The organism is Mycobacterium sp. E1747, from assembly GCF_001667775.1.
Taxonomy (GTDB): Bacteria; Actinomycetota; Actinomycetes; order Mycobacteriales; family Mycobacteriaceae; genus Mycobacterium.
In genome coordinates this window covers 1-21,244 of record NZ_LZJI01000168.1, presented here as the reverse complement: position 1 = coordinate 21,244, position 21,244 = coordinate 1, and the positions used below count along the sequence as shown (strand labels likewise).

The window sequence follows — 21,244 nt, the reverse complement described above, 5'->3', positions numbered from 1 at the left end:
CAAATCCGTTGCCAGCCGCATCAATTGGGTCTTGACCTCGTCCCACTCGACCGGCACCACGGTCCGATCGACCGGTATAACCGCCCCATCGCGCATGAGCGGCCCACTGTCTCGATACGCCGGCGAGAGTTGCACGTAGCGAGCGGAAACCAGATTCGAGGCGACGATAATCGCTTTGGCGTCCGCCGGAATGGGCACGTCCCGGTCGATCGGACCGTGGTGCCGGTCGAGTGGGACGAGGTCAAGACCCAATTGATGCGGCTGGCAACGGATTTAGGGCCAAAGAGCGGGGTATCGGGAACGTCGGTGGGCCGGTTCATCGACAGCGCCGCCAATGCGCTCGACGGTAACGGCGACAAGCTGCGCCAGACACTGGGCCAGCTCTCGGGGGTGGGCCGGATCCTCGCCAACGGCAGCGGCAACATCGTCGACATCATCAAGAACTTGCAGACCTTCGTTGGCGCGCTGCGCGACAGCAACGTCCAGATCGTCCAGTTCAACGGCCGGTTGGCGACGCTCACCAGCGTGGTCAATGACAGCAAGTCCGACTTGGACGCGGCACTGACGGATCTGTCCACGGCGGTGGGCGAAGTGCAGCGCTTCATCGCCGGGACACGAAACCAGACCAGCGAGCAGATCGCCCGGCTGGCCGATGTCACTCAGGTTTTGGTCGACAAGCACATGGCTCTGGAGAATATTTTGCACGCCTCGCCGAACGCGCTCGGCAACTTCTTCAACGACTACAACGCCGACACCGGGACCATTGTGGGCGGGTTCGGGATCATGAACTTCGCGAATCCCACGTTCGGCGGCCAGCTTCTGTTGGCCTTCCCCGGCTGCACGCAGATCGGCGCGATCGGAAACGTCACCGCGGTCGAATCGGGCAAGTTGTGCAGCCTGTTCATCGGCCCCGGGTTGCGGTTGCTCAACTTCAACAACCTGCCGATTCCGATCAACATCTTCCTCCAGAAGTCGGTGGACCCTTCCAAGATCCTCTACAGCGAACCGCGCCTGGCGCCCGGCGGCGAGGGCCCGAAGCCTGGACCACCCGAGATCCCGCCAGCGGTGTCGGCGTATACGGGCTTGCCCGGTGACCCGGTTGGTCCCCCTGGAGCGGTGCCACCCGAGCGCATACCGGGCGCAGCGATGCCCCTGCCGCCCCCGCCGTCCACGCCGATGCCACCACCGCCCCCAGCGCAGAGCACGTCAGACATGCTGCTGCCGGTCGACGGACCACAACGATGATCGCCCGAGCGGCAGCGCGGCGGGTTCTCGCCGTCGGGTGTTGCGTGGTGGTGACGGCCACGGGGTGCGCGTTCCACGGCCTGAATTCACTACCGCTGCCAGGCGCGGTCGGACGCGGGCCCGGGGCCAACATCTACCACGTCGAACTTCCCAATGTCGGGACGATGGAGTCGAATTCACCGGTGATGGTCGACGACGTCGTGGTCGGCAGTGTCGGCACGATGAGGGTGCAAGGCTGGCACGCCGACGTCGAGATCTCGGTCAAGCGCGATGTCGTCGTGCCGGCCAACGTGGTTGCCACCGTCGGCCAGACCAGCTTGCTGGGGTCGATGCATGTGGAGCTCAATACTCCGCCCGGCCAACAGGGAAGTGGACGGTTGCAGCCGGGCGCCACCATCCCGTTGAGCAGGTCATCGGCCTACCCGTCGACCGAGCAGACGTTGTCGTCGTTGGCGGCGGTCGTCAACGGCGGCGGGCTCGGACAGATCGGGGAAATCATCCACAATTTCTCGGCCGCGCTGTCCGGTCGCGAGGGCGCCGTGCGTGATCTGCTCACTCGCCTCGACACGTTCGTGGGAACGCTGGACGACCAGCGGGACAACATCATCGACTCGATCCACGCGCTGAACCGGCTCGCCGAGACGTTCGCCGACCAACGCGATGTTCTCAGCCAGGCGTTGCAGAAGATTCCACCGGCGCTCGATGTATTGGTCAAGGAGCGGCCGCGGCTCACCGCCGCCCTGGACAAACTCCGGGTCTTCAGCAACACCGCCACCCGGTTGGTCAACGATTCCGAGGCCGACCTGGTCAAGAATCTCAAGAATCTGGAGCCGACGATCCGGGCGCTGGCCGACGTCGGACCGGAGTTAGGCACGGCCATCGCCGCCGGATTCGTCTTCCCGTTCACCCAGAACTTCGTCGACCGAGCGGTCCGAGGCGACTACTTCAACTTGCACGTCGATTTGGACATGTCGATCCCACGGCTCAAGCGGGGACTGATGTTGGGCACCCACTGGGGACAGCTGAACCAGCCGGAGCCGCCCGCACCTGGTGAGCCGTATTACTTGAACTACACCCGCGACCCGCTGCACACGCCTCTGCGGCCGCCGTGGGTCGACCCGGCCAGCCTTCCTCCGTTGCCGGGTCCGCCGCCTGGCTCGGTTCCGCTGCCCGGTCCGCCGCCTGGTGCAGCACCGGCGCCCGAAGCTGGTCAACCGGCGCCGCCCGCGGAGGCGCCCGGGACGGGAGCGGGTGGATAGATGCTGACGCGCTTCGTTCGAATCCAGTTGGCGGTCTTCGCGATCGCAGGGACCGTAGGCGTGATCGCGATGGTCCTCTTCTACATCCAAGCGCCGACGCTGCTGGGCATCGGTCGGATGACGGTGACGCTCGAGCTGCCGGCGGCCGGCGGCCTGTACCGGTTCTCGAACGTGACGTACCGCGGGGTTCAGCTCGGCAAGGTCATTGCCGTGGGCCTGACGCCCACGGGCGCGAAAGCGACGCTGTCACTTAGCACTTCACCGAAGGTCCCGGCGGACCTGACGGCGGCGGTGCTCAGCGTGTCCGCGGTGGGTGAGCAATACGTCGACTTGCGGCCCAAGACCGATTCGCCGCCGTACCTACACGACGGCTCGGTGATCGCGGTGCGCGATACCACGATTCCGCAGCCGGTCGGGCCGATGCTCGATCAGGTTAACGCCCTCGTTCAGAGCATCCCCAAGACCAAATTGGGTCAGTTGCTCGACGAGTCCTTCCAGGGTTTCAACGGTACGGGCTACGACCTGGGGTCGCTTTTCGATTCTTCGCAGACGTTGTCCCGTGACGCCAACGGAGTCGTCGATCGCACCCGGGCCCTGACCGAAGACACCGGGCCGCTACTGGATACCCAGGCGCAGACCACCGATTCGATCAGGACGTGGGCGCGTAGCCTCGCCGGCATCTCGAATGTGCTGGTGGACAACGATCCCCATTTTCGTACCATCTTGCAACAAGGCCCTGAGGCTGCCAACGAAGCGTCCCGGCTTCTCGAACAGATCAAACCGACGCTGCCGGTGTTGTTGGCCAACCTGACCACCATCGGGCAGATCGGCGTCACCTACCACCCCTCGCTGGAGCAGTTGCTCGTGTTGCTGCCCTCGGCGGTCGCGATCGAGCAGGCCGCTTCGCCCGGAAACGATCCCGACGGTTTGGCCAAGGGCGACTTCGCACTCACGATCGACGATCCGCCGATTTGCACGGTCGGGTTCATGCCGCCGAACACCTGGCGATCGCCGGACGACCTCACCGACATCGACACCCCGGACGGGCTGTATTGCAAACTCCCGCAAGATTCGCCGCTTGCGGTTCGCGGTGCCCGCAACTATCCGTGCATGGGTCACCCGGGCAAGCGGGCGCCCACCGTTGAAATCTGCAACAGCGACAAGCCGTTCATGCCGCTGGCTATGCGCCAGCATGTCCTCGGCCCCTACCCGTTGGACCCCAACCTGCTCGCCCAGGGTGTCCCGCCCGACGACCGGACCACTTCCAACGACAGGATATTCGCGCCCTTGGAGGGAACGCCGCTGCCGCCGGGGGCGGTGCCGCGTGGCACACCGGCGGGCCCGCGGGGAGAAAATCCACCACCGGGTACGGCCGGGGCGGCGGTACCGCCCGTCCCTTCGTCGGGGCCACCTCCGCTGGCGCCCATGTCGAGAATGTCTGCCGACCTTCCGCCCATCGCGCCACTCGATGTCCCTGCCGCCGGCGAACTTCCGCCGCCACCAGCCGCGCCGGCGGCTCCCCAGGCCGCACCGCCCGACGCGACCGGCGGCGGAGGGCCGCAGGCCGCGCCAAGCTCATTCGGGGGTGGGTCGGGGAAGCAGGTGCCGGCCGTCACCATCGCCCGGTACGACCCGCGCACAGGTCGCTATATCGGCCCCGACGGGAAGCTGTACCAGCAGTCGAATCTCGTTGCCCCGAAAGCGCCCAAGACGTGGCAGGACATGTTTCCCACCTGAGGCCGCCGCGCTGGAGTGGGGCGGTCAAGGCTACGAATGCAACGGCCGGTCAGCTCAACTTGTCCAGGCGCATCGGCATCGTGATATCAAGCCACTGGCTTTGGCCGCAGGCACCAGACGGGCCGACCGTCTTGTCCTTTCCGGCGTAGGTCGACGACCCCAGTTGATATCCCCCGTATTGGTTCACCGGATAGAAATAGAAGGTCTGCTGTCCGGTGAACGAGGTGCCGTCCTCGCACCGCTCCCAGTCCGCTACTTCGCGTTTGATCTTCCACATTTCCCCGTCATTCATGTACACGGGTGCGCTCCAACCCTGGTCGCTGGTCACTGTGCCGTGGCATTCCTGAAACGTGATGCAGGACGAGTTGATCGTCCATGTCTGAACGACCGTGGGCTCGCCGAAGTACTGATCATTTCGCTGGGCGTAATCGCCGATGGACGTGACGCGGAACGTCCCGTTGACGGCTACTTCCTCCTTGGTCGTGGCTCGCGCGACGGCTGCCGTGCCCAAACCGCCGAATGCTATGGCAGCGACCAGCATTGAGGTGGTCCATGTTCGAACTGAACGCATCAGGCGCTCCTCGACCGGCTTCAATTAACCGACACGGTTATACCGTTTTCGACATTGCGTGCGGCTATTCGTGAAATGAGGTTAACACCGTTTCGACTCCCGCAGAATGCCGATGAACCAACAATGGCATGCCGTCACAACAGCGGGTCCAATTGCGAGATCAGCCAGGAACCCTTGACCTTCCTCAACGTCACCCGCGCGCTGCTGGCGGTCGTCTGCGGTTCTGGCTTTTCCTTACTGGTGGCGGTCTGGTTTATGAACACAAGCACGACGGCTGAATCCGGGTGTAACTCCGAGACTGCGGCCCGAACCACCTGGGCCGTCTCCGTGACGTGCTTCTGCTGCGCCACTACCGCGATCTGCTCGGTGAACTTGGTGTAGTAGGCCAGAAAATCGCCGGTGAGGTACGACTTCGCCTTGCCGAAATCGCGGTCCAGGTTGTCGGGTGCATACGACAGGACGGCCACGGTTCCGTCTGATGCCGCCTGGACCGCCCGGTGCGCAGCCACGTCGCCGACCTGCTGATCCGGTCGGTACAGATGAAAGTACAAACTGGCAGCGACGATCATCGCGCCGACCACCAGCACCGTTCCGACTGTCGAACGCCACCGCACCAAACACCGACTGATCGAACGCTTGATCGTGGTGCTGTCGCGAGCCGACGCGGGAGAACCCGGCGGCGACTTCGTCTCGTCGGTTGGTGTGGTCTCAATGCCGTCCAGTGACGTGCCATGGTCGACATTCATTGCAGGAATTCGGCTTTCGAGATTTTGATCCGACCGCCATCTCGCGTTAGGCCAACGCTGATGCGCCACACGACGGGCGGCCGATGGGTGTTGTCAGCATTGGTGACATCGGATCTTGCCGCGACGAGCACCACCGCTGAATCGTCGCCCAACGACTCGACCGCGACGGCTTCGACGGTGGCTTTACTGCTGACCTTCGATTCCTCGGTCTGCTTAACCATCAGGGCTGACATCGATGCCATCTGGCTCTTGAAGTCCCCAGTGCAGTCGTCGATGATGCGCTGATAGTCGTCCCTGGCATGGTTGGCGTCGATCGACATGAGCGCCGTAACCCGTTGCCGCGCTGCCACAGCGAACTCCGCCGCGAGCTGTTGGTTGTGCACGACGTTGCGGTGCTGCCACACGATGTAGATGCTCGCTGCAAGGGAAGCGCAAGCGAGCACGGCGCCGACGCCGGCGACGATTGCCTTTGGTCCTGGGCGTCGGAGCCAGCGCGGTCGCCTGGGCCGCCGCGGCATCCGTAGCCGTCGTCGGGGCCACTTTGCGGTGTGGTCGGCATCCTCGTGTTGTACCGCGCCCTCATCAGGGTGCCCGGCTTCGGCCGCTTCGCGCAGCCTTTTCAGGCGTGCCTGGGCCGCCGCGGCGCGCGCTTCGGCTTTGGCAACTTCGTCATCGTCCACTTGCGGGACGGGCGCTGTGGCGCCGGCGGGGACCCCATCGTCGGGATCAACTCCAGCCGGATCGTGCACGGAGAATGAGCTTATCACCACGGCCCGGCCCGAACGGGCCGTCAGGGACCCGAAATCGTGGCTTTCACGTGCGAAAATGCCTACCCCCCATAGCGTAAAGCGGAGTGGGCCGAGAAAGCCCGGCACCGGCGGCTGTCCGCCTGGCGTGACCCTCTCCAACCAGGAGAATTTTCTTTTCAGGTGTGGCAAAGTAATTGGGTGCGATTCATCGTGGCGATGGCGGCCGCGTTGCTAGGCGCCGGTCTGCTGGCGGCGCCATCCTCGGCCGGGCCCACCGTATGCGACTACCCCGCCTGCACCCCGGGCATCATGCCGCATCAGGTCTTGGGCGCCCCGTGCGACAACACCACCTACTACGCCTTCGGTGTTGCCGACGGTTACGTCTCGTTCGCCTCGGAGCCTGGGCGCTTGATGTTCTGCGGCTCGCCGAGGAGATACCAGCCGCGATGGTTCCGGTCACCACCTATGGCGGGGGTCAAGGACGAGGGCGCCGCGTGCCAGAATTACGAGAACTACGTCGCGCAGGCTCCAGACGGCCTCTTTCTGGTTTGTATCGCCCATGACGGCGTCGCTACCTGGGTCCGCGCCGACACGTAGAAGCAGCATTTCCGGTCAGCCGGCCGGCGCGGCGTGCCGGCCTGGAACGGTCAAATCGCGTGGCGGCTGGACATGGTCGTATTCGGTTGCTACCACGTCACTTTCATTGTCATGCTGTTCCGGATGATCCAGCGCGAGAACTTCGGCGCCGGACCGCTCCCGGAACTCAATCGGGAAAAGGTGGCCGCGTGATGACCGACGCGGCTGAGAAGCACCGGGACAGATCCGTGCCGGGACAGCCGGACATGTGGACGTTCGTTCTGTTCGAAACACTGTTCTTCACAGGCTATTTCGGCTTCTACCTGTTCTACCGCGCCCGCAACCCCGACCTGTACTTGCATGCGCAGTCGCGACTCGACCTGCGGGTCGGGCTGTTCAACGCCCCTGATCTTGCTGTTCAGCTCCTGGTCGGTGGCGCGGTATGTCCGCTCAGCTGCTACTTCGTTGAACCTTTGATTCAGCCCGCGACCGCGACCGCGTCCGCGGTGGTGAACGTGAGGTGGAGTTCGCTCAGGCCGCGCAGGATGTATGTCGGCTCGTAAGTGTAGCGACGCTCGGCGGCGGGCCCGTGATGGGCTTCGTCGATCTCGATGTGCGGTACCCGGTCCAGGATCCGCTCGATCGAGACGCGTCCCTCGACGCGGGCGAGCGGACCGCCCGGGCAGGAGTGGACGCCGCGAGCGAACGCGATGTGCTCGCGAACGTTCTTGCGGTGCAAGTCGAATTCGTGCGGGTTCTCGAACCGACGCGGGTCGCGGTTCGCGGCGCCCGGCAGGACCATCACCACGGTGCCGGCGGGGATGTCGACGCCGCCGATGGTGGTGGCCTTGCGGGCCAGCCGTGAGTCGCTCTTGACGGGGGTGTCCATCCGCAGCGATTCCTCGATGAACCCAGGGATCAGGCTGCGGTCCTCGCGCAGCTCCTGCTGGATGCCCGGCCGGTCGCCCAAGACCTGCAGGGCGGCGCTGAGCAGCTTGGCGGTGGTCTCCTGGCCGGCGGCGAAGAGCAACGTCGCCGAGCGGACCACCTCGATCACCGGGGGCGTCGACCCGTCCGGATACTTCGCCGATGCGAGCGACGTCAGCACATCGTTGCGTGGCTCGCGCCGCCGGTCCTCGATGTAGCTGCAGAACTTGTCGTCGAGCCACTCCAGCGGGTTGATGCCCACCCAGTCGTGGTCCAGGGCACCCACTTGACCCTGGGGGCGGTCCGCGCCCAGCACCTTGCGGAATTCCTTGTGGTCGGATTCCGGGACGCCGAGTAGGTCGGCGATGACCAAGGTGGCGAAGGGCTTTGAGTACTCGGCGATGAACTCGCACTCGCCGTTTTGCAGGAATTCGTCGAGCTGACGGTCGGCGAGGCGCCACATGAACTCCTCGTTGCGTTTCAGCCTGCTCGGGGTCAGCAGCTTGGCCAGCACGGAGCGGGCCTTGGTGTGGTCCGGCGGATCCATGGTGACCATGTGTTCGTTCATCGGGAAGGAGCCGCGGTGCGCATCGATCTGGGCGCTGATGTCATCGCCTTCGGGCGTGAACGGCAGCGGCGGGAACGGGCCGCCCAGCGCGACGATGTTGGAGAACGTGACGGGATCCTTGTAGATCTCGCAGGCTTCGTCGTAGCCCGTGACCGCGATGACGCCATAGTGCGGCAGCCGCAGCACCGGGTTCTGACTGCGCAGGTAGTCGAAGTAGGGGTGCGGATCGGGTACCAGAGACGGGTCGGTGAAGAAGTCGATCGAGTCGTAGTCGCTCATCGGATTTCGTCTCCTGGGCTTGGATTACCGGCTGTGTTCGGCGGCAGGCTGCGGCGCCGCGCGGTTTAGAAACCGAAACTGTGCTGAGCATCTGCTTAGCATGACGGTAATGTCAAGGTCAAGGTCGCAACGCCGAGGCAGTGCGAGGACCTGGCTACGATCTGACTAGGTCGACACCGCAGTCTCGAGAGCATGGAGTGACGGCATGACATCTGCTTCTGCGGCCCGCCGGATCGGGGCACCGGACGCGAAGAATCGCGGCCTGTTGCTCGACGCGGCCGAGCAGCTGATGCTCGAAGAGGGCTATGCCGCCGTGACATCGCGCCGTCTCGCGAACAAGGCGGGGCTCAAACCGCAATTGGTGCACTACTACTTCCGCACCATGGAGGAGCTGTTCCTGGAGGTCTTCCGCCGCCGCGCCGACGAAGGGCTGCAGGCCCAGGCCCAGCTGCTGCAGTCGCCGCAGCCCTTGTGGGCGCTCTGGCGGTTCGGCACCGACCCGGCGTTCACCCGGATTTCGATGGAATTCGTGGCGTTGGCCAACCATCGCAAGGACATGCGGGCCGAAATCGCGTACTACGCAGAGCGTTTTCGGGAAGAGCAGCGCACAGCGGTGGCCGCCGCGTTGCAGCGCTACGGCGCGGAGAACGAGGACGTGCCGGCGGTGGTCTGGACGGTGCTGATGACCAGCTTGTCGCGGATGCTGGTACTCGAGCAGGCGATCGGGATGTCCGGCGGTCACGCCGAGACCGTGGAGTTGGTTGAGAAATCCCTGCGTCGCCTAGAAGGCGAGCCGCAACCCATCGAAGGGATTCCGCGAACCTGGGTGGTTCACCAGTTGCGCAGCGAGCAGAGCACGCCTTTGGGGCCGTCCTTGGATACGACGACGGCTCCGTCCACCGCCAGATCACAGTGAAGGCCCGGCGTGCCGGGTTCGGTTCCCGTGCTCGCCACGACCATCGCGTAGTCATCGGGGTTCGACATGTCCAGGTCGAAGCTCCACGCTTTGCCCGGGCCGAGATCGACATCGACGTGTGGTGTGAACGAGTAGGGGTTGTGGCTGTAGTCGGCGAATTTCTCCGGCTGATGGTCCAGGTAGTAGATGTCGGTGTAGATCGGATTCTGCGCGCTGACCGTGTACGTCACGTGATGCATCGCCGGGTCGGCCACGGCGTGGCCGGCGCTGACGACCGAACCGGCCACACCGACCAGCAGCGCAGACAGGGTCGCGGCTCCCACGCCCACCCGTCTGACCGTCATCTCGGTCCTCCGGCTGCCCGTCCCGCACTCGGGGAGCGGTTCATGACTCGCTCCGCGGCCCGCCAGTGTGCATCGGCAACCCACAGCCGCGCAAAGGACGCTATCGCCTCGTCGGCCGAAACCCCGCTGATCACCCGCTTTATCTCGGTCGCCGAGTGCCGGGCCAGCGACCTCGCGACCGATTGCCATCCTGCATCGAACTCCGCGCGGGGCAACACCCGGTCGACCAGGCCGACTCGTTCTGCCTCGGCCGCCGTGAGGGCAGTTCCGGTACCGGCCAGCAGCAGCGCCCTGCTCTTTCCGACGAGCGCGGCCAGCCGCTCGGCGCCGCCCCAGGCCGGCATGATCTCCAGCTCGACCTGATTGAAGGCGATCTTGATGTCGTCGGCGGCCAACCTGATGTCGGCGGCGACCGCGACCTCGGCGCCGCCGCCGAAGGCGTGGCCGTTCAGCGCGGCGATCACCGGCGCCGGGAAGCTGGCCAATTGGTCGCATATCGCGCGCATCCGCTTGGCCATCGCCGCGGCGTCCTCTTCCGTCCGCAGCGCGCGTAGCTCCTTGAGGTCGCCGCCGGATACGAAGGCCCGATCACCCGCGCCCTTGATCACCAAGGCTTTCGCACCCGCCGCCGCGTCGAGCGCCTTCTCCAGCTGCTGCATGGTGTCCAGCGCGATGGCATTGCGCGCCTGCGGGCGATCGATGGTCAGCACCGCCAACCCGTCGTCGATCTCCAGGTCCACCATGCGTTATTCGCTCCTCAGATGAGAATGCACGATATGGGCATTCTCTCGGTGCGAGAATAACATCGTCGTCGCAGGCCGAAGGGCTATCGTCAACGAAGACAGGGGTACTCGGTGCTGGATCGAAGCGCGGCCGCGGTCGCGGCGGCGTTGGCCGTTGCAGTACTCGCCGGATGCGCGTCGCGACCACCGTCCCAGATCTCCAGCACGGCGTCGGTGACGGTCGACGGTCACGGTCGGACCTTCCACATCGTCAAGTGCGGTCAGTTGCAGTGGACCCGGACGATCGATATCGGCGGCAATTTCGCCGGAGCCAATGTCGTCATCGACGAAAACGCGCAACCCGCGACTGCCGAGTCCGTGCGCATCCAAAACCTCGGCGGGTTCAGCGGGATGTACTCCCGCGGCGACGGCGGCAACGCCGACCTGAGCGTGACCGGCGACAGGTTCACCCTCACGGGCACCGCCAACGGCTACAAGACCGAAAAACCCGGGGAGCCGGCCGCCGCGACCTTCAAAATCGTCGTGACGTGCTGACCGCTTAGAACCGCAATCGGCGGCGACATTGCGATTCGACGCCCGTCGAGAATAATATTCTCGTAAATCAAGAAGGAGGATTCCATGGGCCAGTTGTCGCATCGTGAAGACGTCCCGTTTCCGATCTTCGACGCGGACAATCACCTCTACGAGCCGCCGGAGGCGCTGACCAAGTACCTGCCCAAGGCGTACCGGGATTACGTCCAGTACGTGCAGATCAACGGGCGCACCAAGATCGCGATCCGCGGCCACATCAGCAACTACATTCCCAACCCGACCTTCGAGGTCGTCGCCCGGCCGGGCGCCTGGGAGGAGTACTTCAAATACGGCAACCCCGACGGCAAGAGCAAGCGCGAGCTGTTCGGTGAGCCGATGCGCGCGATCCCGGCTTTCTTCGAGCCCGGTCCGCGGCTGGAAAAGATGAACGAGTTGGGTCTGGACCGCACCCTGATGTTTCCGACGCTGGCCAGTCTGCTCGAGGAGCGGTTGCGTGACGACCCGGTCGCCATCCACGTCCTGGTCCACGCGCTGAATGAGTGGCTCGATGACGTCTGGGGTTTCAACTACCAGAACCGCATCTTCACCACCCCTGTCATCACCCTGCCCATCGTCGAGAAGGCGATCGAGGAGCTGGAATGGGCGGTCAAGCGCGGTGCCCGCTGCATTCTCGTACGCCCGGCTCCAGTCCCCGGCTTCCGCGGCCCCCGGTCGTTCGCGCTACCCGAGTTCGACCCGTTCTGGGAGCGGGTCGTCGAGCACGACGTGCTGGTCGGCATGCACTCCAGCGACAGCGGCTACTCCCGGTACACCTCCGAGTGGGACGGCGCCGAACAGGAAATGCTGCCGTTCCAAACCAACGCGATGGGCATCCTCAACGAGTGGCGGCCGATCCAGGACGCGGTGGGCTCATGGGTGATACACGGCGCGCTTTACCGCCACCCCAAGCTGAAGGTCGCGATCGTCGAGGCCGGTTCGAAGTGGATGACCCCGCTGCTCGACGGCCTGGCCGAGGTGTTCCGCAAGGCCCCCGAGGCGTTCCCGAGCGACCCCGTCGAGATGGTCAAAAGCCGCATCCATGTGAGCCCGTTCTTCGAGGACGGCATCGACGATCTGGTCAACCTCGTCGGTGTGGATCAGGTCTTGTACGGCTCGGACTGGCCGCACCCCGAAGGGCTGGCGGAGCCGACCTTCTACGTCAACGCGCTGTCGCACCTGTCCGTCGACGACCAGGCAAAGATCATGGGCGGCAACCTCGGTCGGCTCGTCACGGTTTAACGCCGAGCCACCTGACGCCTGGGAGTGATCGCGTCCTGCCTGCGCGGCGCGACGATGCTGCCGGTCCCGGTTTTCGACGTCGATACGGTTGTGGACCTCATCGAGCGTGAACGCATCACGATGTTGCCCGGTCCGCCGACCCTCTACCACTCGCTGCTGGCGGTCCACGACAAGTCCACACTGTCGACGTTGCGGGCAGGAGTGACGGGTTCCCGATGATCGGCTGGGCCAGGTCGGTAAGGCCTTTGTGGTGGTGAAAACTAAGGTGTCTGAGCATGACCTGTTGGTATGGTGCCGGGAGCGGATGGCTGGTTTCAAAGCGCCGAGATCCATCGCGTTTCTCGACGAGCTGCCGCTCAATGCGACCGGGAAAGTGATGAAGGATCAATTCCGTTGAGTGACGGCGACATTCATTCGATGGTGATCGCGTCGGACTATCGTGTCCCCGATCCCAGCCGGGTATGGCCGCTGCTCGAGCGCAGGAAGGCCGCCCTGGCCGATATCGGCGCCCACCACGTCCTGCTCTACACGTCGACACATGACTACGGCCGCGTGTTGGTGATGATCGGCGTCCACAGCCGCGAGCCGATCGTGGAGCTGCTGCGCTCGCGGGTCATCTTCGAATGGTTCGATGCGGCCGGTGTCGACGACATTCCCGCCGTCTTCGCCGGCGAGATCGTGGACAGGTTCATCCCGGAGCCGCCGGCGACTCCGGAGGCGCCCGGCGTCGTGGTCGCCGCCATCGCCGCCGTGCATGATGTCGCGACGCTGACCGCCGAAGTAGGTTCGGCGATGGACAGATTCGTCGCGGCCGGCGTCCGCAAGACCTGGATCTTTCAGGCCTTCGACGATGAGCACGAGGCGCTCATCATGTCGGAGCTGCCCGACGAAGAGAGCGCGCGGCGGTGGATCGAGCACCCCGACGTGGCGGCCGAGTGGATAAGCGGCGCCGGGGTCGGGCCCTACCCGCCGGTTTTCGTCGGTCGATTCTCCAACATGATGCGCATCGAGGCGGACTGAGCGGCCCGCCGGATGTTCGTCTGCCTGTGCAACGGTGTCACCAGCCAAATGGTGACCGAGGCGGTGGAAGCCGGGGCGTGCACGACGAAGGATGTCGCCCGGGCCTGTGGGGCCGGCGCCGACTGCGGCCGGTGTCGGCGGACCGTCCAGGCGATACTGCGATCGTCGCGCCAGAACGGCGCCCGGACCGATTCTTGATGCGGCGCACCTAGCGGCGAACGCTGCCGTCCGGCGACATCGGCTGGACGAGTTCGACCAGCAGGGGCGGGATGTCGAGTCGCGGCAGCACCACCTCGACGAGCACCATGCTGTCCCGGTGCTGTGCTGCGGCGGTCAGGGCGTCGTCGAGCTCACCATAGGTCTGCACCCGGAACGCCAGGTGATCGGCAACCCCCAGGGCGTCGGGGATTTCGGTCCACTTCCAGTTCACGATGTCGTTGTAGGGCGCCGTTTCCCCGTGGATCGCCCGTTCGACGGTGTAGCCATCGTTGTTGACCACCACGATGACCGGGGACAGCCCTTCCCGGGAGAAGTTGCCGAGCTCCTGGACGGTCAACTGCGCGGCGCCGTCACCGATCAGCAAGACCGTCCGCCGGTCCGGATGTGCCACCCCGGCCCCCAGCGCCGCGGGTAACGTGTATCCGATTGAGCCCCATAGCGGTTGGCCGATGAACGTCACACCCTGGGGCAGGCGGTGGTCGGCCATGCCGTAGAACGAGGTGCCCTGGTCGGCGAGGACCACGTTGCCCGGGGTGAGGGCCACGCAGAGTCGGTCCCACAGCATCTCTTGCGTCAGCGGTTGATCGCGCGGCGGAGGCGCCGGCAGGGACTCGGCGGGCGGCGCCGCCACGGGTGGAGACGTGATCGCCCGCCGGGTCAGGATGGTGGCCAGCGCTTCCAGCGCGGCGCCCATCTCCAGCGGGGCGAAGATTTCGCCGGCCACGGTGCTTTGGTACTGCCCGACGTCAACGGTGCGCGCCGGGGCGATCCGCTGGCTGAAGAAGCCGCTGACCATGTCGGTGAAGACCACGCCCGCCGTCACCAACACCGGCGCCTCTTCGATCGCGGTGCGCACCGCCGGGGCGCTGGCCGACCCGGCGTAGATCCCCAAGTAGTGGGGTGAGCTTTCGTCGAGCAGGCTCTTACCCCACATCAGCGTCGCGTAGGGCACCACGTCGGCCGCCAGCAACGCCTCGAGTTCTTTGACCACCTGCAACCGGTGCACCAGCAAGTCGGCCAGCACCGTCAGCTGGTGGTCGCCGATGAGTTCGGAGGCGGCCTCGACGAACATCGACAGCGCGCGCGGGCTGGTGCCGCCGGTGTAGCGGGGCAGTGGGTCCCCGGGCGGTTCGGTGGGGAAGCGGGCCACGTCGGTGGACAGCAGGATGTATCCGGGCCGCTTCTGCTCGCGCACCTCGGACAGCACCCGGTCGATCTCGCGGCGGGCGGTGGCGGGCATCAGGTTGGCCTGGGCACAAGTGATCTCGCGACTGACGCGGAAGAAGTGTTCGAAGTCGCCGTCGCCGAGCGAGTGGTGCAGCGCGCGCCGAGTGCCCTGCGCGTCTTTGGACGGGCCGCCGACTATGTGCACGACAGGCACCTGCTCGGCATAGCTGCCCGCGATCGCGTTGGCCGCCGACAGTTCGCCCACGCCGAAAGTCGTTACGACCGCTGACATTCCGCGAAGTCGGCCGTACCCGTCGGCGGCGTAGCCGGCGTTCAGCTCGTTGGCGTTGCCCACCCAGCGGATGGTCGGGTGGGCGACGATGTGGTCGAGGAACTCCAGGTTGTAGTCACCGGGAACGCCGAAGATCTCGGTGACGCCGAATTCGGCGAGGCGGTCCAACAGGTAGTCACCGACGGTGTAGACGGGCTGGTTGTCAGGCACAAGGACGACGGTACCTCGGTCGAATTCATTCCGGCGGGCACACCGTTTCAGTATCGTGCGGGCCATGGCACTCAAAGAATCCCGCGACATCGTCATCGAAGCCAGTCCGGAGGAGATCTTGGATGTCATCGCCGATTTCGAGGCGATGCCCGAGTGGTCCGAACCCCATCAAAGTGCGGAGATCCTGTCGACCGGGGACGACGGGCGGCCCGGCCAAGTGAAGATGAAGGTGAAGGTCGCCGGGATCACCGACGAACAGGTGGTGGCTTACACCTGGGCGACCGACGCGGTGAGCTGGAAGCTGGTGAGCTCCTCTCAGCAGAAGGCGCAGGACGGCAAGTACACCCTGATACCGCAGGGGGACGCGACCCTGGTCAAGTTCGAGCTTCTGGCGGACCCGAATGTGCCGCTGCCCGGCTTCGTCCTGAAACGGGCCGTGAAGGGGACGATCGATTCCGCGACCAAGGCTCTGCGCGAGCGGGTGCTGAAAGTGAAGAAGGGCAAGTAATCGCGGTGGGCGGCGCCGGGCCTCTGGCCGGGGTGAAGGTGATCGAGCTCGGCGGGATCGGTCCGGGTCCGCACGCGGGCATGATGCTGGCCGACCTCGGCGCCGACGTGGTGCGGGTGCGGCGGCCCGGCGTGGCGATCGCAAGCGCGGCGAAGCCGGGCGAAGTCCCCCGCAAGCGGGAGGTGCCCCCAGGTCGCCACCAGGGGGGCGGCCTCACGATGCCGCCCGAGGACCGCGATCTGCTGCATCGGGGCAAACGGATCGTCGACCTCGACGTCAAGGCGCAGCCCGCGGCTCTGCTCGAACTGGCCGCCAGAGCCGACGTCCTGCTTGACTGTTTCCGCCCGGGAACCTGTGAGCGACTCGGTATCGGTCCCGACGAGTGCGCGGCGGTGAATCCGCGGCTGATCTTCGCGCGGATCACCGGCTGGGGGCAGGATGGGCCGCTGGCCCGGACAGCGGGCCACGACATCAACTACCTGTCGCAGACCGGCGCGCTCTCCGCGCTGGGCTACGCCGACCGGCCCCCGATGCCGCCGCTGAACCTGGTCGCCGACTTCGGCGGCGGCTCGATGCTGGTGCTGCTCGGCATCGCCGTTGCGCTCTACGAACGCGAACGTTCGGGGCAGGGGCAGGTCATCGACGCGGCGATGGTGGACGGTGTCAGCCTGCTCGCCCAGATGATGTGGACGATGAAGTCGACTGGGGCGCTGCGAGACCGGCGCGAGTCGTTTCTGCTCGACGGGGGCGCCCCCTTCTATCGCTGCTACGAGACCGCAGACGGCAAATACCTGGCCGTCGGCGCCATCGAGCCGCAGTTCTTCGCGGCGTTGCTGACCGGGCTCGGCCTGTCCGCCGACGAGGTTCCCGGCCAGCTCGACGTCGGGTCCTACCCGCGGATGTACGACGCCTTCGCGAAACGCTTCGCCAGCCGGACCCGTGACGAGTGGACGGCCACCTTCGCCGGCACCGATGCGTGCGTCACCCCGGTACTGACGTGGAGTGAAGCCGCGACCGACGACCACCTGAGGGCACGGTCCACGGTGATCACCGCCGACGGCGTCGATCAGGCCGCGCCCGGCCCCCGCTTCTCGCGCACCCCGGCGGCACCGGTGGGGCGGCCGCCGGCGGCCACCACGCCCCTGGCCGAAATCGACTGGTAGCGTGCATTTTACGCCGAATCGGTCCGCAGGCGGGCCGACGTTGTTAGGTTGAGCTCAGTGGCCGTAAAAGCATCACGCGAGTTTGTCGTCGACGCGCCGCCCGAAGTGGTCATGGAGGCGCTGACAGATGTGGGCGTCCTGTCGTCGTGGTCGCCGCTGCACAAGAACATCGAAGTGATCGACCGTTATCCCGACGGTCGTCCCCACCACGTCAAAACCACCATCAAGATTCTGGGGCTCGTTGACAAAGAGATTTTGGAATATCACTGGGGCCCCGACTGGGTCGTCTACGACGCCAAAGGGACATCCCAGCAGCACGGTCAGCACGTCGAGTACAACCTCACCCCCGAGGGCGCCGACAAGACGCGGGTGCGCTTCGACGTGACCGTCGAACCCGGTAGACCGATGCCCGCCTTCATCGTCCGTCGGGCCAGCGAAAGCGTCCTCGACTCGGCGGTAAAGGGATTGTGCGAATTGGTAAAGCGCGTCAGCGGTGCGGCCGAGGCGGAATAGTCGGCGGCTCGCATTTTCGCCTTTGGGACCGCCGCAGCGGGCTAACTTGTTAGCAGTGGCCGTTCAAGCATCGTCGGAAATTGTGATCGACGCGCCTCCGGAGGTGATCCTCGAGGCGCTGGCCGACATGGACGCCGTGCCGTCATGGTCGTCGGTGCACAAGCGGGTGGAGGTCGTCGACAAATATCCCGACGGGCGGCCCCACCACGTGAAGGTCACCATCGCGGTCACGGGCATTCACGACACGGAATTGCTCGAATACCACTGGGGTCCCGACTGGATGGTGTGGGACGCCGCCAAGACCGCCCAGCAACGCGGTCAGCACGGCGAGTACAACCTGAGCCGCGTGAGCGACGACAAGACGCGGGTCCGCTTCACCATCACGGTCGAACCGTGGGCGCCGCTGCCCGAGTTCTGGGTCAACCGGGCGCGGAAGAAAATCCTGCACGCCGCGCTGGAGGGCCTGCGAAAGCGGGTGACCGACGGCTACGGCCGAGCCGGGTAGCCGGCCCGTCACCGCAGGACGGTCAGCCGCCTGATCGCCTCGTCGAGGGTGTCCTCGCGTTTGCAGAAGGTAAAGCGCACCAAGTGATTCCACACTTTGGCTTGGGCCGATGCGTGCGCGGCGGCCGGGTCGCAGAACGGCGATAGCGGAATCGCGGCCACCCCCGCCTTCTCCGGAAGCGCCGCGCAGAACGCGGCGCTGTCGTCGTAGCCCAGGGGTCGCGGGTCGGCGCACAGGAAGTACGTGCCCGCGCTGTCGTGCACCTCGAAGCCGATGTCGGACAGCCCGGTGGCCAGCCGGTCGCGGCGGGCCTGCAACGAACCGCGCAGCGCGGCGACCCACGCGTCCTCGGTGTCGAGCGCGAGAGCGACCGCCGGCTGGAACGGCGCCCCGCCGACGTAGCTCAGGTATTGTTTTGCCGCCCGCACCCCGGCGATGAGTTGCGCTGGGCCGCAAGCCCATCCGATCTTCCAGCCGGTGCAGTTGAACATCTTGGCCGCACTGGAGATGGTGACCGTTCGCTCGGCCATGCCGTCGAAGCCGGCCAGTGGCAGGTGCCGGTGGTGGTCGAACACCAGGTGTTCGTACACCTCGTCGGTGATCACCAAGAGGTCGGCGGCGACCGCGACCTCCGCGATGGCGGTGAGCTCGGCGGCGCTGAGCACCGTGCCGGTCGGGTTGTGCGGCGAGTTGACGATCAGCGCGCGGGTGCGCGGCGTCACGGCCCGGCGCAGCGCGTCGGCGTCCAGGGCGAAGCCGCCGCCGTGGGGGACCAGGGGGACGGCCACCCGGTGCGCGCCGGCCATCGCCAGTACCGGCGAATAGGAGTCGTAGAACGGCTCGACGAGCAGCACTTCCGAGCCGGGCTCGATCAGGCCCAGTACCGCGGACGCGATGGCCTCAGTCGCCCCGACGGTCACCAGCACCTCGGTGTCGGGGTCGTACTCGACGCCGAAGTGCCGCCGCCGCTGGGCGGCGATGGCGTGCCGTAGCGATTCCACGCCGATGCCCGGCGGGTACTGGTTGTTGCCCTCGGCGATGGCATCTTGAGCGGCCTTCAACATGGCCGCGGGCCCGTCCTCGTCGGGGAAGCCCTGGCCCAGGTTGACCGCACCGACCCGGGCAGCCAGCGCCGACATTTCGGCGAACACCGTGGTCGCGTATGGACGCAGTCGCGACACCGTCATGCTGGTCGAGCTTAGGGTGCCGTCAGGCTCGAGCGTCACGCCAGTGTGACACCCGCCTGCGGCAGCCGCCCTGGCGTGACGCTCGCGTGCGGGGGTTTCTCAGCTCGGCAGGGTTGACCAGCGGCGATCGGCCCAACCAACAGGTTGGCCGGGCACTTTGTTAGGGTGCGGTATCTGGACCTATCTTTATTACGGATCCGAAACCCACTTGCGAAGAGGAACTCGACATGTCCGAAGAAGCCTTCATTTACGAGGCCATCCGCACACCGCGGGGCAAGCAACGAAACGGCTCGCTGACCGAGGTCAGGCCGCTGAGCCTGGTCGTCGGCCTGATCGAGGAGCTGCGCCGCCGTTTTCCTGACCTCGACGAGAACCTGATCAGCGACGTCGTCCTCGGTTGCGTCTCACCGGTCGGGGACCAGGGCGCCGACATCGCCCGCACCGCGGTGCTGGCCGCCGGCCTGCCCGACACCGTCGGCGGCGTGCAGCTCAACCGGTTCTGCGCCTCGGGGCTGGAGGCCGTCAACACCGCCGCGCAGAAGGTGCGCTCCGGCTGGGATGACCTGGTGCTGGCCGGCGGTGTCGAGTCGATGAGCCGCGTGCCCATGGGCTCGGACGGCGGCGCGATGTTCACCGACATCGCCTTCACCTACGACAACTACATCGCCCCGCAGGGGATCGGCGCCGACCTCATCGCCACCATGGAGGGCTTCAGCCGCGAGGACGTCGACGCCTACGCATTGCGAAGCCAGGAGCGCGCGGCCGCGGCCTGGTCGGGCGGTTACTTCGCGAAGTCCGTCGTGCCGGTGCGCGACCAGAACGGTTTGATGATCCTCGACCACGACGAGCACATGCGTCCCGAGACCACGATGGAGGGGCTGGCCAAGCTGAAGCCGGCCTTCGAGGGCATCGGCGAGATGGGCGGGTTCGACGACGTGGCGCTGCAGAAGTACCACTGGGTCGAGAAGATCAACCACGTCCACACCGGCGGCAACAGCTCCGGCATCGTCGACGGCGCGGCGCTGCTGCTCATCGGCTCCGAGGCGGCCGGCAAGTCGCAGGGTCTGACGCCGAAGGCACGCATCGTCGCCACCGCCACCAGCGGCGCTGATGCGACCATCATGCTGACCGGCCCGACCCCGGCGACGCGCAAGGTGCTGGATCGCGCAGGCCTGACGGTCGATGACATCGACCTGTTCGAGCTGAACGAGGCGTTCGCGTCGGTGGTGCTGAAGTTCCAGAAAGAACTGAACATTCCCGACGAGATTCTCAACGTCAACGGGGGCGCCATCGCGATGGGCCACCCGCTCGGCGCCACGGGCGCCATGATCACCGGCACCATGGTCGACGAGCTCGAGCGCCGCAACGCCCGTCGCGCCCTGATCACGCTGTGCATCGGCGGCGGCATGGGCGTCGCCACCATTATCGAGAGGGTTTAAGACCATGCCAGAGAACACGATTCACTGGGACAAGGACGCCGACGGCATCGTGACGTTGACGATGGACGATCCCACCGGGTCGGCCAACGTGATGAACGAGCACTACGCGGAGTCGATGCACAATGCGGTCGAACGCCTTGTTGCGGAGAAGGATTCGATCACGGGCGTGGTCATCGCCAGCGCGAAGAAGACCTTCTTCGCCGGCGGCGACCTGAAGGGCATGATCAAGCTCGGCCCCGAGGACGCCGGTGAAGCGTTCGACACCGTGGAGGCGGTCAAGCGCGACCTGCGTGCCCTGGAGACCCTCGGCAAGCCGGTCGTGGCCGCCATCAACGGCGCCGCGCTGGGCGGCGGCCTGGAGATCGCGCTTGCCTGTCACCATCGCATCGCCGCCGACGTCAAGGGCCTGGTTGTCGGGCTGCCGGAAGTTACGCTCGGCCTGCTGCCGGGCGGGGGCGGGGTGACCCGCACCGTCCGGATGTTCGGCATCCAGAAGGCGTTCATGGAGGTGCTCTCGCAGGGCACCCGCTTCAGGCCGGACAAGGCCAAGGA

23 protein-coding genes and 4 pseudogenes are annotated in these 21,244 nt (G+C 66.0%); 18 read left to right on the top strand and 9 right to left on the bottom strand.

The annotated features are described in order from the left end of the window. Positions 1 to 198, bottom strand: a pseudogene (locus A5695_RS29715) (mammalian cell entry protein); the annotation flags it as partial. On the opposite strand from A5695_RS29715, the pseudogene A5695_RS16320 reads away from it, so the two are divergent. From A5695_RS16320 to A5695_RS16310, 3 genes and pseudogenes are all read left to right on the top strand, one after another. Next, positions 190 to 1,245, top strand: a pseudogene (locus A5695_RS16320) (MCE family protein); the annotation flags it as partial. The pseudogenes A5695_RS29715 and A5695_RS16320 overlap by 9 nt on opposite strands. Beyond that, positions 1,242 to 2,504, top strand: coding sequence for an MCE family protein (locus A5695_RS16315; protein WP_068084028.1), 1,263 nt, complete (start codon positions 1,242 to 1,244; stop codon positions 2,502 to 2,504). The pseudogene A5695_RS16320 and the gene A5695_RS16315, both read left to right, overlap by 4 nt. After that, positions 2,505 to 4,241: an MCE family protein gene (locus tag A5695_RS16310; RefSeq protein WP_068084025.1), complete on the top strand. Its 1,737-nt coding sequence runs from the start codon at positions 2,505 to 2,507 to the stop codon at positions 4,239 to 4,241. It abuts the gene before it with no gap. Between the two features lie 49 nt (positions 4,242 to 4,290). Here A5695_RS16310 and A5695_RS16305 read toward each other — a convergent pair whose 3' ends face one another. The 3 genes from A5695_RS16305 to A5695_RS16295 form a co-directional block, all read right to left on the bottom strand. Next, positions 4,291 to 4,812: a hypothetical protein gene (locus A5695_RS16305; protein ID WP_068084037.1), complete on the bottom strand. Its 522-nt coding sequence runs from the start codon at positions 4,810 to 4,812 to the stop codon at positions 4,291 to 4,293. 134 nt (positions 4,813 to 4,946) lie between these two features. Continuing rightward, positions 4,947 to 5,558, bottom strand: coding sequence for a hypothetical protein (locus A5695_RS16300; RefSeq protein WP_068084022.1), 612 nt, complete (start codon positions 5,556 to 5,558; stop codon positions 4,947 to 4,949). Continuing rightward, a complete protein-coding gene (locus A5695_RS16295; protein WP_068084017.1) occupies positions 5,555 to 6,307 on the bottom strand; it encodes a hypothetical protein in 753 nt (250 codons plus the stop codon). The genes A5695_RS16300 and A5695_RS16295 overlap by 4 nt, the downstream gene beginning before the upstream one ends. A gap of 216 nt (positions 6,308 to 6,523) precedes the next feature. Between A5695_RS16295 and A5695_RS16290 the strand changes: the two genes are divergently transcribed. From A5695_RS16290 to A5695_RS27705, 3 genes and pseudogenes are all read left to right on the top strand, one after another. Further along, complete coding sequence (locus tag A5695_RS16290; protein ID WP_197515514.1) at positions 6,524 to 6,904, top strand: hypothetical protein; 381 nt, start codon at positions 6,524 to 6,526, stop codon at positions 6,902 to 6,904. A gap of 33 nt (positions 6,905 to 6,937) precedes the next feature. Then, the gene (locus A5695_RS28625) at positions 6,938 to 7,096 is read left to right on the top strand and encodes a hypothetical protein (protein ID WP_156749695.1); all 159 of its coding nucleotides are present in this window, start codon (positions 6,938 to 6,940) and stop codon (positions 7,094 to 7,096) included. Next, positions 7,096 to 7,339: pseudogene (locus tag A5695_RS27705) on the top strand (cytochrome c oxidase subunit 3 family protein); the annotation flags it as partial. The gene A5695_RS28625 and the pseudogene A5695_RS27705, both read left to right, overlap by 1 nt. Before the next feature lie 22 nt (positions 7,340 to 7,361). Here the strand turns inward: A5695_RS27705 and A5695_RS16285 are convergent. Further along, positions 7,362 to 8,657 carry a cytochrome P450 gene (locus tag A5695_RS16285; protein ID WP_068084010.1) on the bottom strand — a complete coding sequence of 432 codons (1,296 nt, stop codon included), beginning with the start codon at positions 8,655 to 8,657 and terminating at the stop codon, positions 7,362 to 7,364. Between the two features lie 205 nt (positions 8,658 to 8,862). On the opposite strand from A5695_RS16285, the gene A5695_RS16280 reads away from it, so the two are divergent. Next, the gene (locus A5695_RS16280; protein ID WP_068084007.1) at positions 8,863 to 9,573 is read left to right on the top strand and encodes a TetR/AcrR family transcriptional regulator; all 711 of its coding nucleotides are present in this window, start codon (positions 8,863 to 8,865) and stop codon (positions 9,571 to 9,573) included. On the opposite strand, the gene A5695_RS16275 is transcribed toward A5695_RS16280, so the two are convergent. Further along, positions 9,489 to 9,917: a hypothetical protein gene (locus A5695_RS16275; RefSeq protein ID WP_068084004.1), complete on the bottom strand. Its 429-nt coding sequence runs from the start codon at positions 9,915 to 9,917 to the stop codon at positions 9,489 to 9,491. The two genes, A5695_RS16280 and A5695_RS16275, sit on opposite strands and share 85 nt — an antisense overlap. Further along, on the bottom strand, positions 9,914 to 10,660 hold the full coding sequence (locus tag A5695_RS16270) for an enoyl-CoA hydratase/isomerase family protein (protein ID WP_068084001.1): 747 nt from the start codon (positions 10,658 to 10,660) through the stop codon (positions 9,914 to 9,916). Before A5695_RS16270 ends, A5695_RS16275 begins: the two co-directional genes overlap by 4 nt. 114 nt (positions 10,661 to 10,774) lie before the next feature. On the opposite strand from A5695_RS16270, the gene A5695_RS16265 reads away from it, so the two are divergent. The 5 genes and pseudogenes from A5695_RS16265 (at position 10,775) to A5695_RS16245 (ending at position 13,687) form a co-directional block, all read left to right on the top strand. Further along, positions 10,775 to 11,194, top strand: a complete 420-nt coding sequence (locus tag A5695_RS16265; RefSeq protein WP_068084034.1) for a lipoprotein LpqH — start codon at positions 10,775 to 10,777, stop codon at positions 11,192 to 11,194. An 84-nt stretch (positions 11,195 to 11,278) separates the two neighbouring features. Then, complete coding sequence (locus tag A5695_RS16260) at positions 11,279 to 12,469, top strand: amidohydrolase family protein (RefSeq protein WP_068083998.1); 1,191 nt, start codon at positions 11,279 to 11,281, stop codon at positions 12,467 to 12,469. 15 nt (positions 12,470 to 12,484) lie between these two features. Beyond that, positions 12,485 to 12,866, top strand: a pseudogene (locus A5695_RS27700) (hypothetical protein); the annotation flags it as partial. Continuing rightward, the gene (locus tag A5695_RS16250) at positions 12,863 to 13,489 is read left to right on the top strand and encodes a fatty-acid--CoA ligase (RefSeq protein WP_068083992.1); all 627 of its coding nucleotides are present in this window, start codon (positions 12,863 to 12,865) and stop codon (positions 13,487 to 13,489) included. The pseudogene A5695_RS27700 and the gene A5695_RS16250, both read left to right, overlap by 4 nt. Before the next feature lie 12 nt (positions 13,490 to 13,501). Then, the gene (locus A5695_RS16245) at positions 13,502 to 13,687 is read left to right on the top strand and encodes a bacterioferritin-associated ferredoxin (RefSeq protein WP_068083989.1); all 186 of its coding nucleotides are present in this window, start codon (positions 13,502 to 13,504) and stop codon (positions 13,685 to 13,687) included. 10 nt (positions 13,688 to 13,697) lie between these two features. Here A5695_RS16245 and A5695_RS16240 read toward each other — a convergent pair whose 3' ends face one another. Then, the gene (locus A5695_RS16240; RefSeq protein WP_369830198.1) at positions 13,698 to 15,443 is read right to left on the bottom strand and encodes an alpha-keto acid decarboxylase family protein; all 1,746 of its coding nucleotides are present in this window, start codon (positions 15,441 to 15,443) and stop codon (positions 13,698 to 13,700) included. On the opposite strand from A5695_RS16240, the gene A5695_RS16235 reads away from it, so the two are divergent. The 4 genes from A5695_RS16235 to A5695_RS16220 are packed head-to-tail and all read left to right on the top strand — an operon-like array spanning position 15,442 to position 18,066. Beyond that, positions 15,442 to 15,885, top strand: coding sequence for an SRPBCC family protein (locus tag A5695_RS16235; protein WP_068084031.1), 444 nt, complete (start codon positions 15,442 to 15,444; stop codon positions 15,883 to 15,885). The genes A5695_RS16240 and A5695_RS16235 overlap by 2 nt on opposite strands. A 5-nt stretch (positions 15,886 to 15,890) precedes the next feature. Then, a complete protein-coding gene (locus A5695_RS16230) occupies positions 15,891 to 17,048 on the top strand; it encodes a CaiB/BaiF CoA-transferase family protein (RefSeq protein ID WP_068083983.1) in 1,158 nt (385 codons plus the stop codon). Positions 17,049 to 17,105: 57 nt separating this feature from the next. Further along, positions 17,106 to 17,561, top strand: coding sequence for an SRPBCC family protein (locus A5695_RS16225; protein ID WP_068083980.1), 456 nt, complete (start codon positions 17,106 to 17,108; stop codon positions 17,559 to 17,561). A 55-nt stretch (positions 17,562 to 17,616) separates the two neighbouring features. Next, positions 17,617 to 18,066, top strand: a complete 450-nt coding sequence (locus tag A5695_RS16220; protein WP_082946139.1) for an SRPBCC family protein — start codon at positions 17,617 to 17,619, stop codon at positions 18,064 to 18,066. A gap of 8 nt (positions 18,067 to 18,074) precedes the next feature. Here the strand turns inward: A5695_RS16220 and A5695_RS16215 are convergent, their stop codons facing one another. Continuing rightward, the gene (locus A5695_RS16215) at positions 18,075 to 19,253 is read right to left on the bottom strand and encodes a pyridoxal phosphate-dependent aminotransferase (protein ID WP_068083974.1); all 1,179 of its coding nucleotides are present in this window, start codon (positions 19,251 to 19,253) and stop codon (positions 18,075 to 18,077) included. Between the two features lie 227 nt (positions 19,254 to 19,480). Between A5695_RS16215 and A5695_RS16210 the strand changes: the two genes are divergently transcribed. Both A5695_RS16210 and A5695_RS16205 read left to right on the top strand, forming a co-directional pair. Beyond that, the gene (locus A5695_RS16210) at positions 19,481 to 20,692 is read left to right on the top strand and encodes an acetyl-CoA C-acetyltransferase (protein WP_068083972.1); all 1,212 of its coding nucleotides are present in this window, start codon (positions 19,481 to 19,483) and stop codon (positions 20,690 to 20,692) included. Positions 20,693 to 20,696: 4 nt separating this feature from the next. Next, on the top strand, positions 20,697 to 21,244 hold a 548-nt coding region (locus tag A5695_RS16205), incomplete at its 3' end, for an enoyl-CoA hydratase/isomerase family protein (RefSeq protein WP_197515513.1).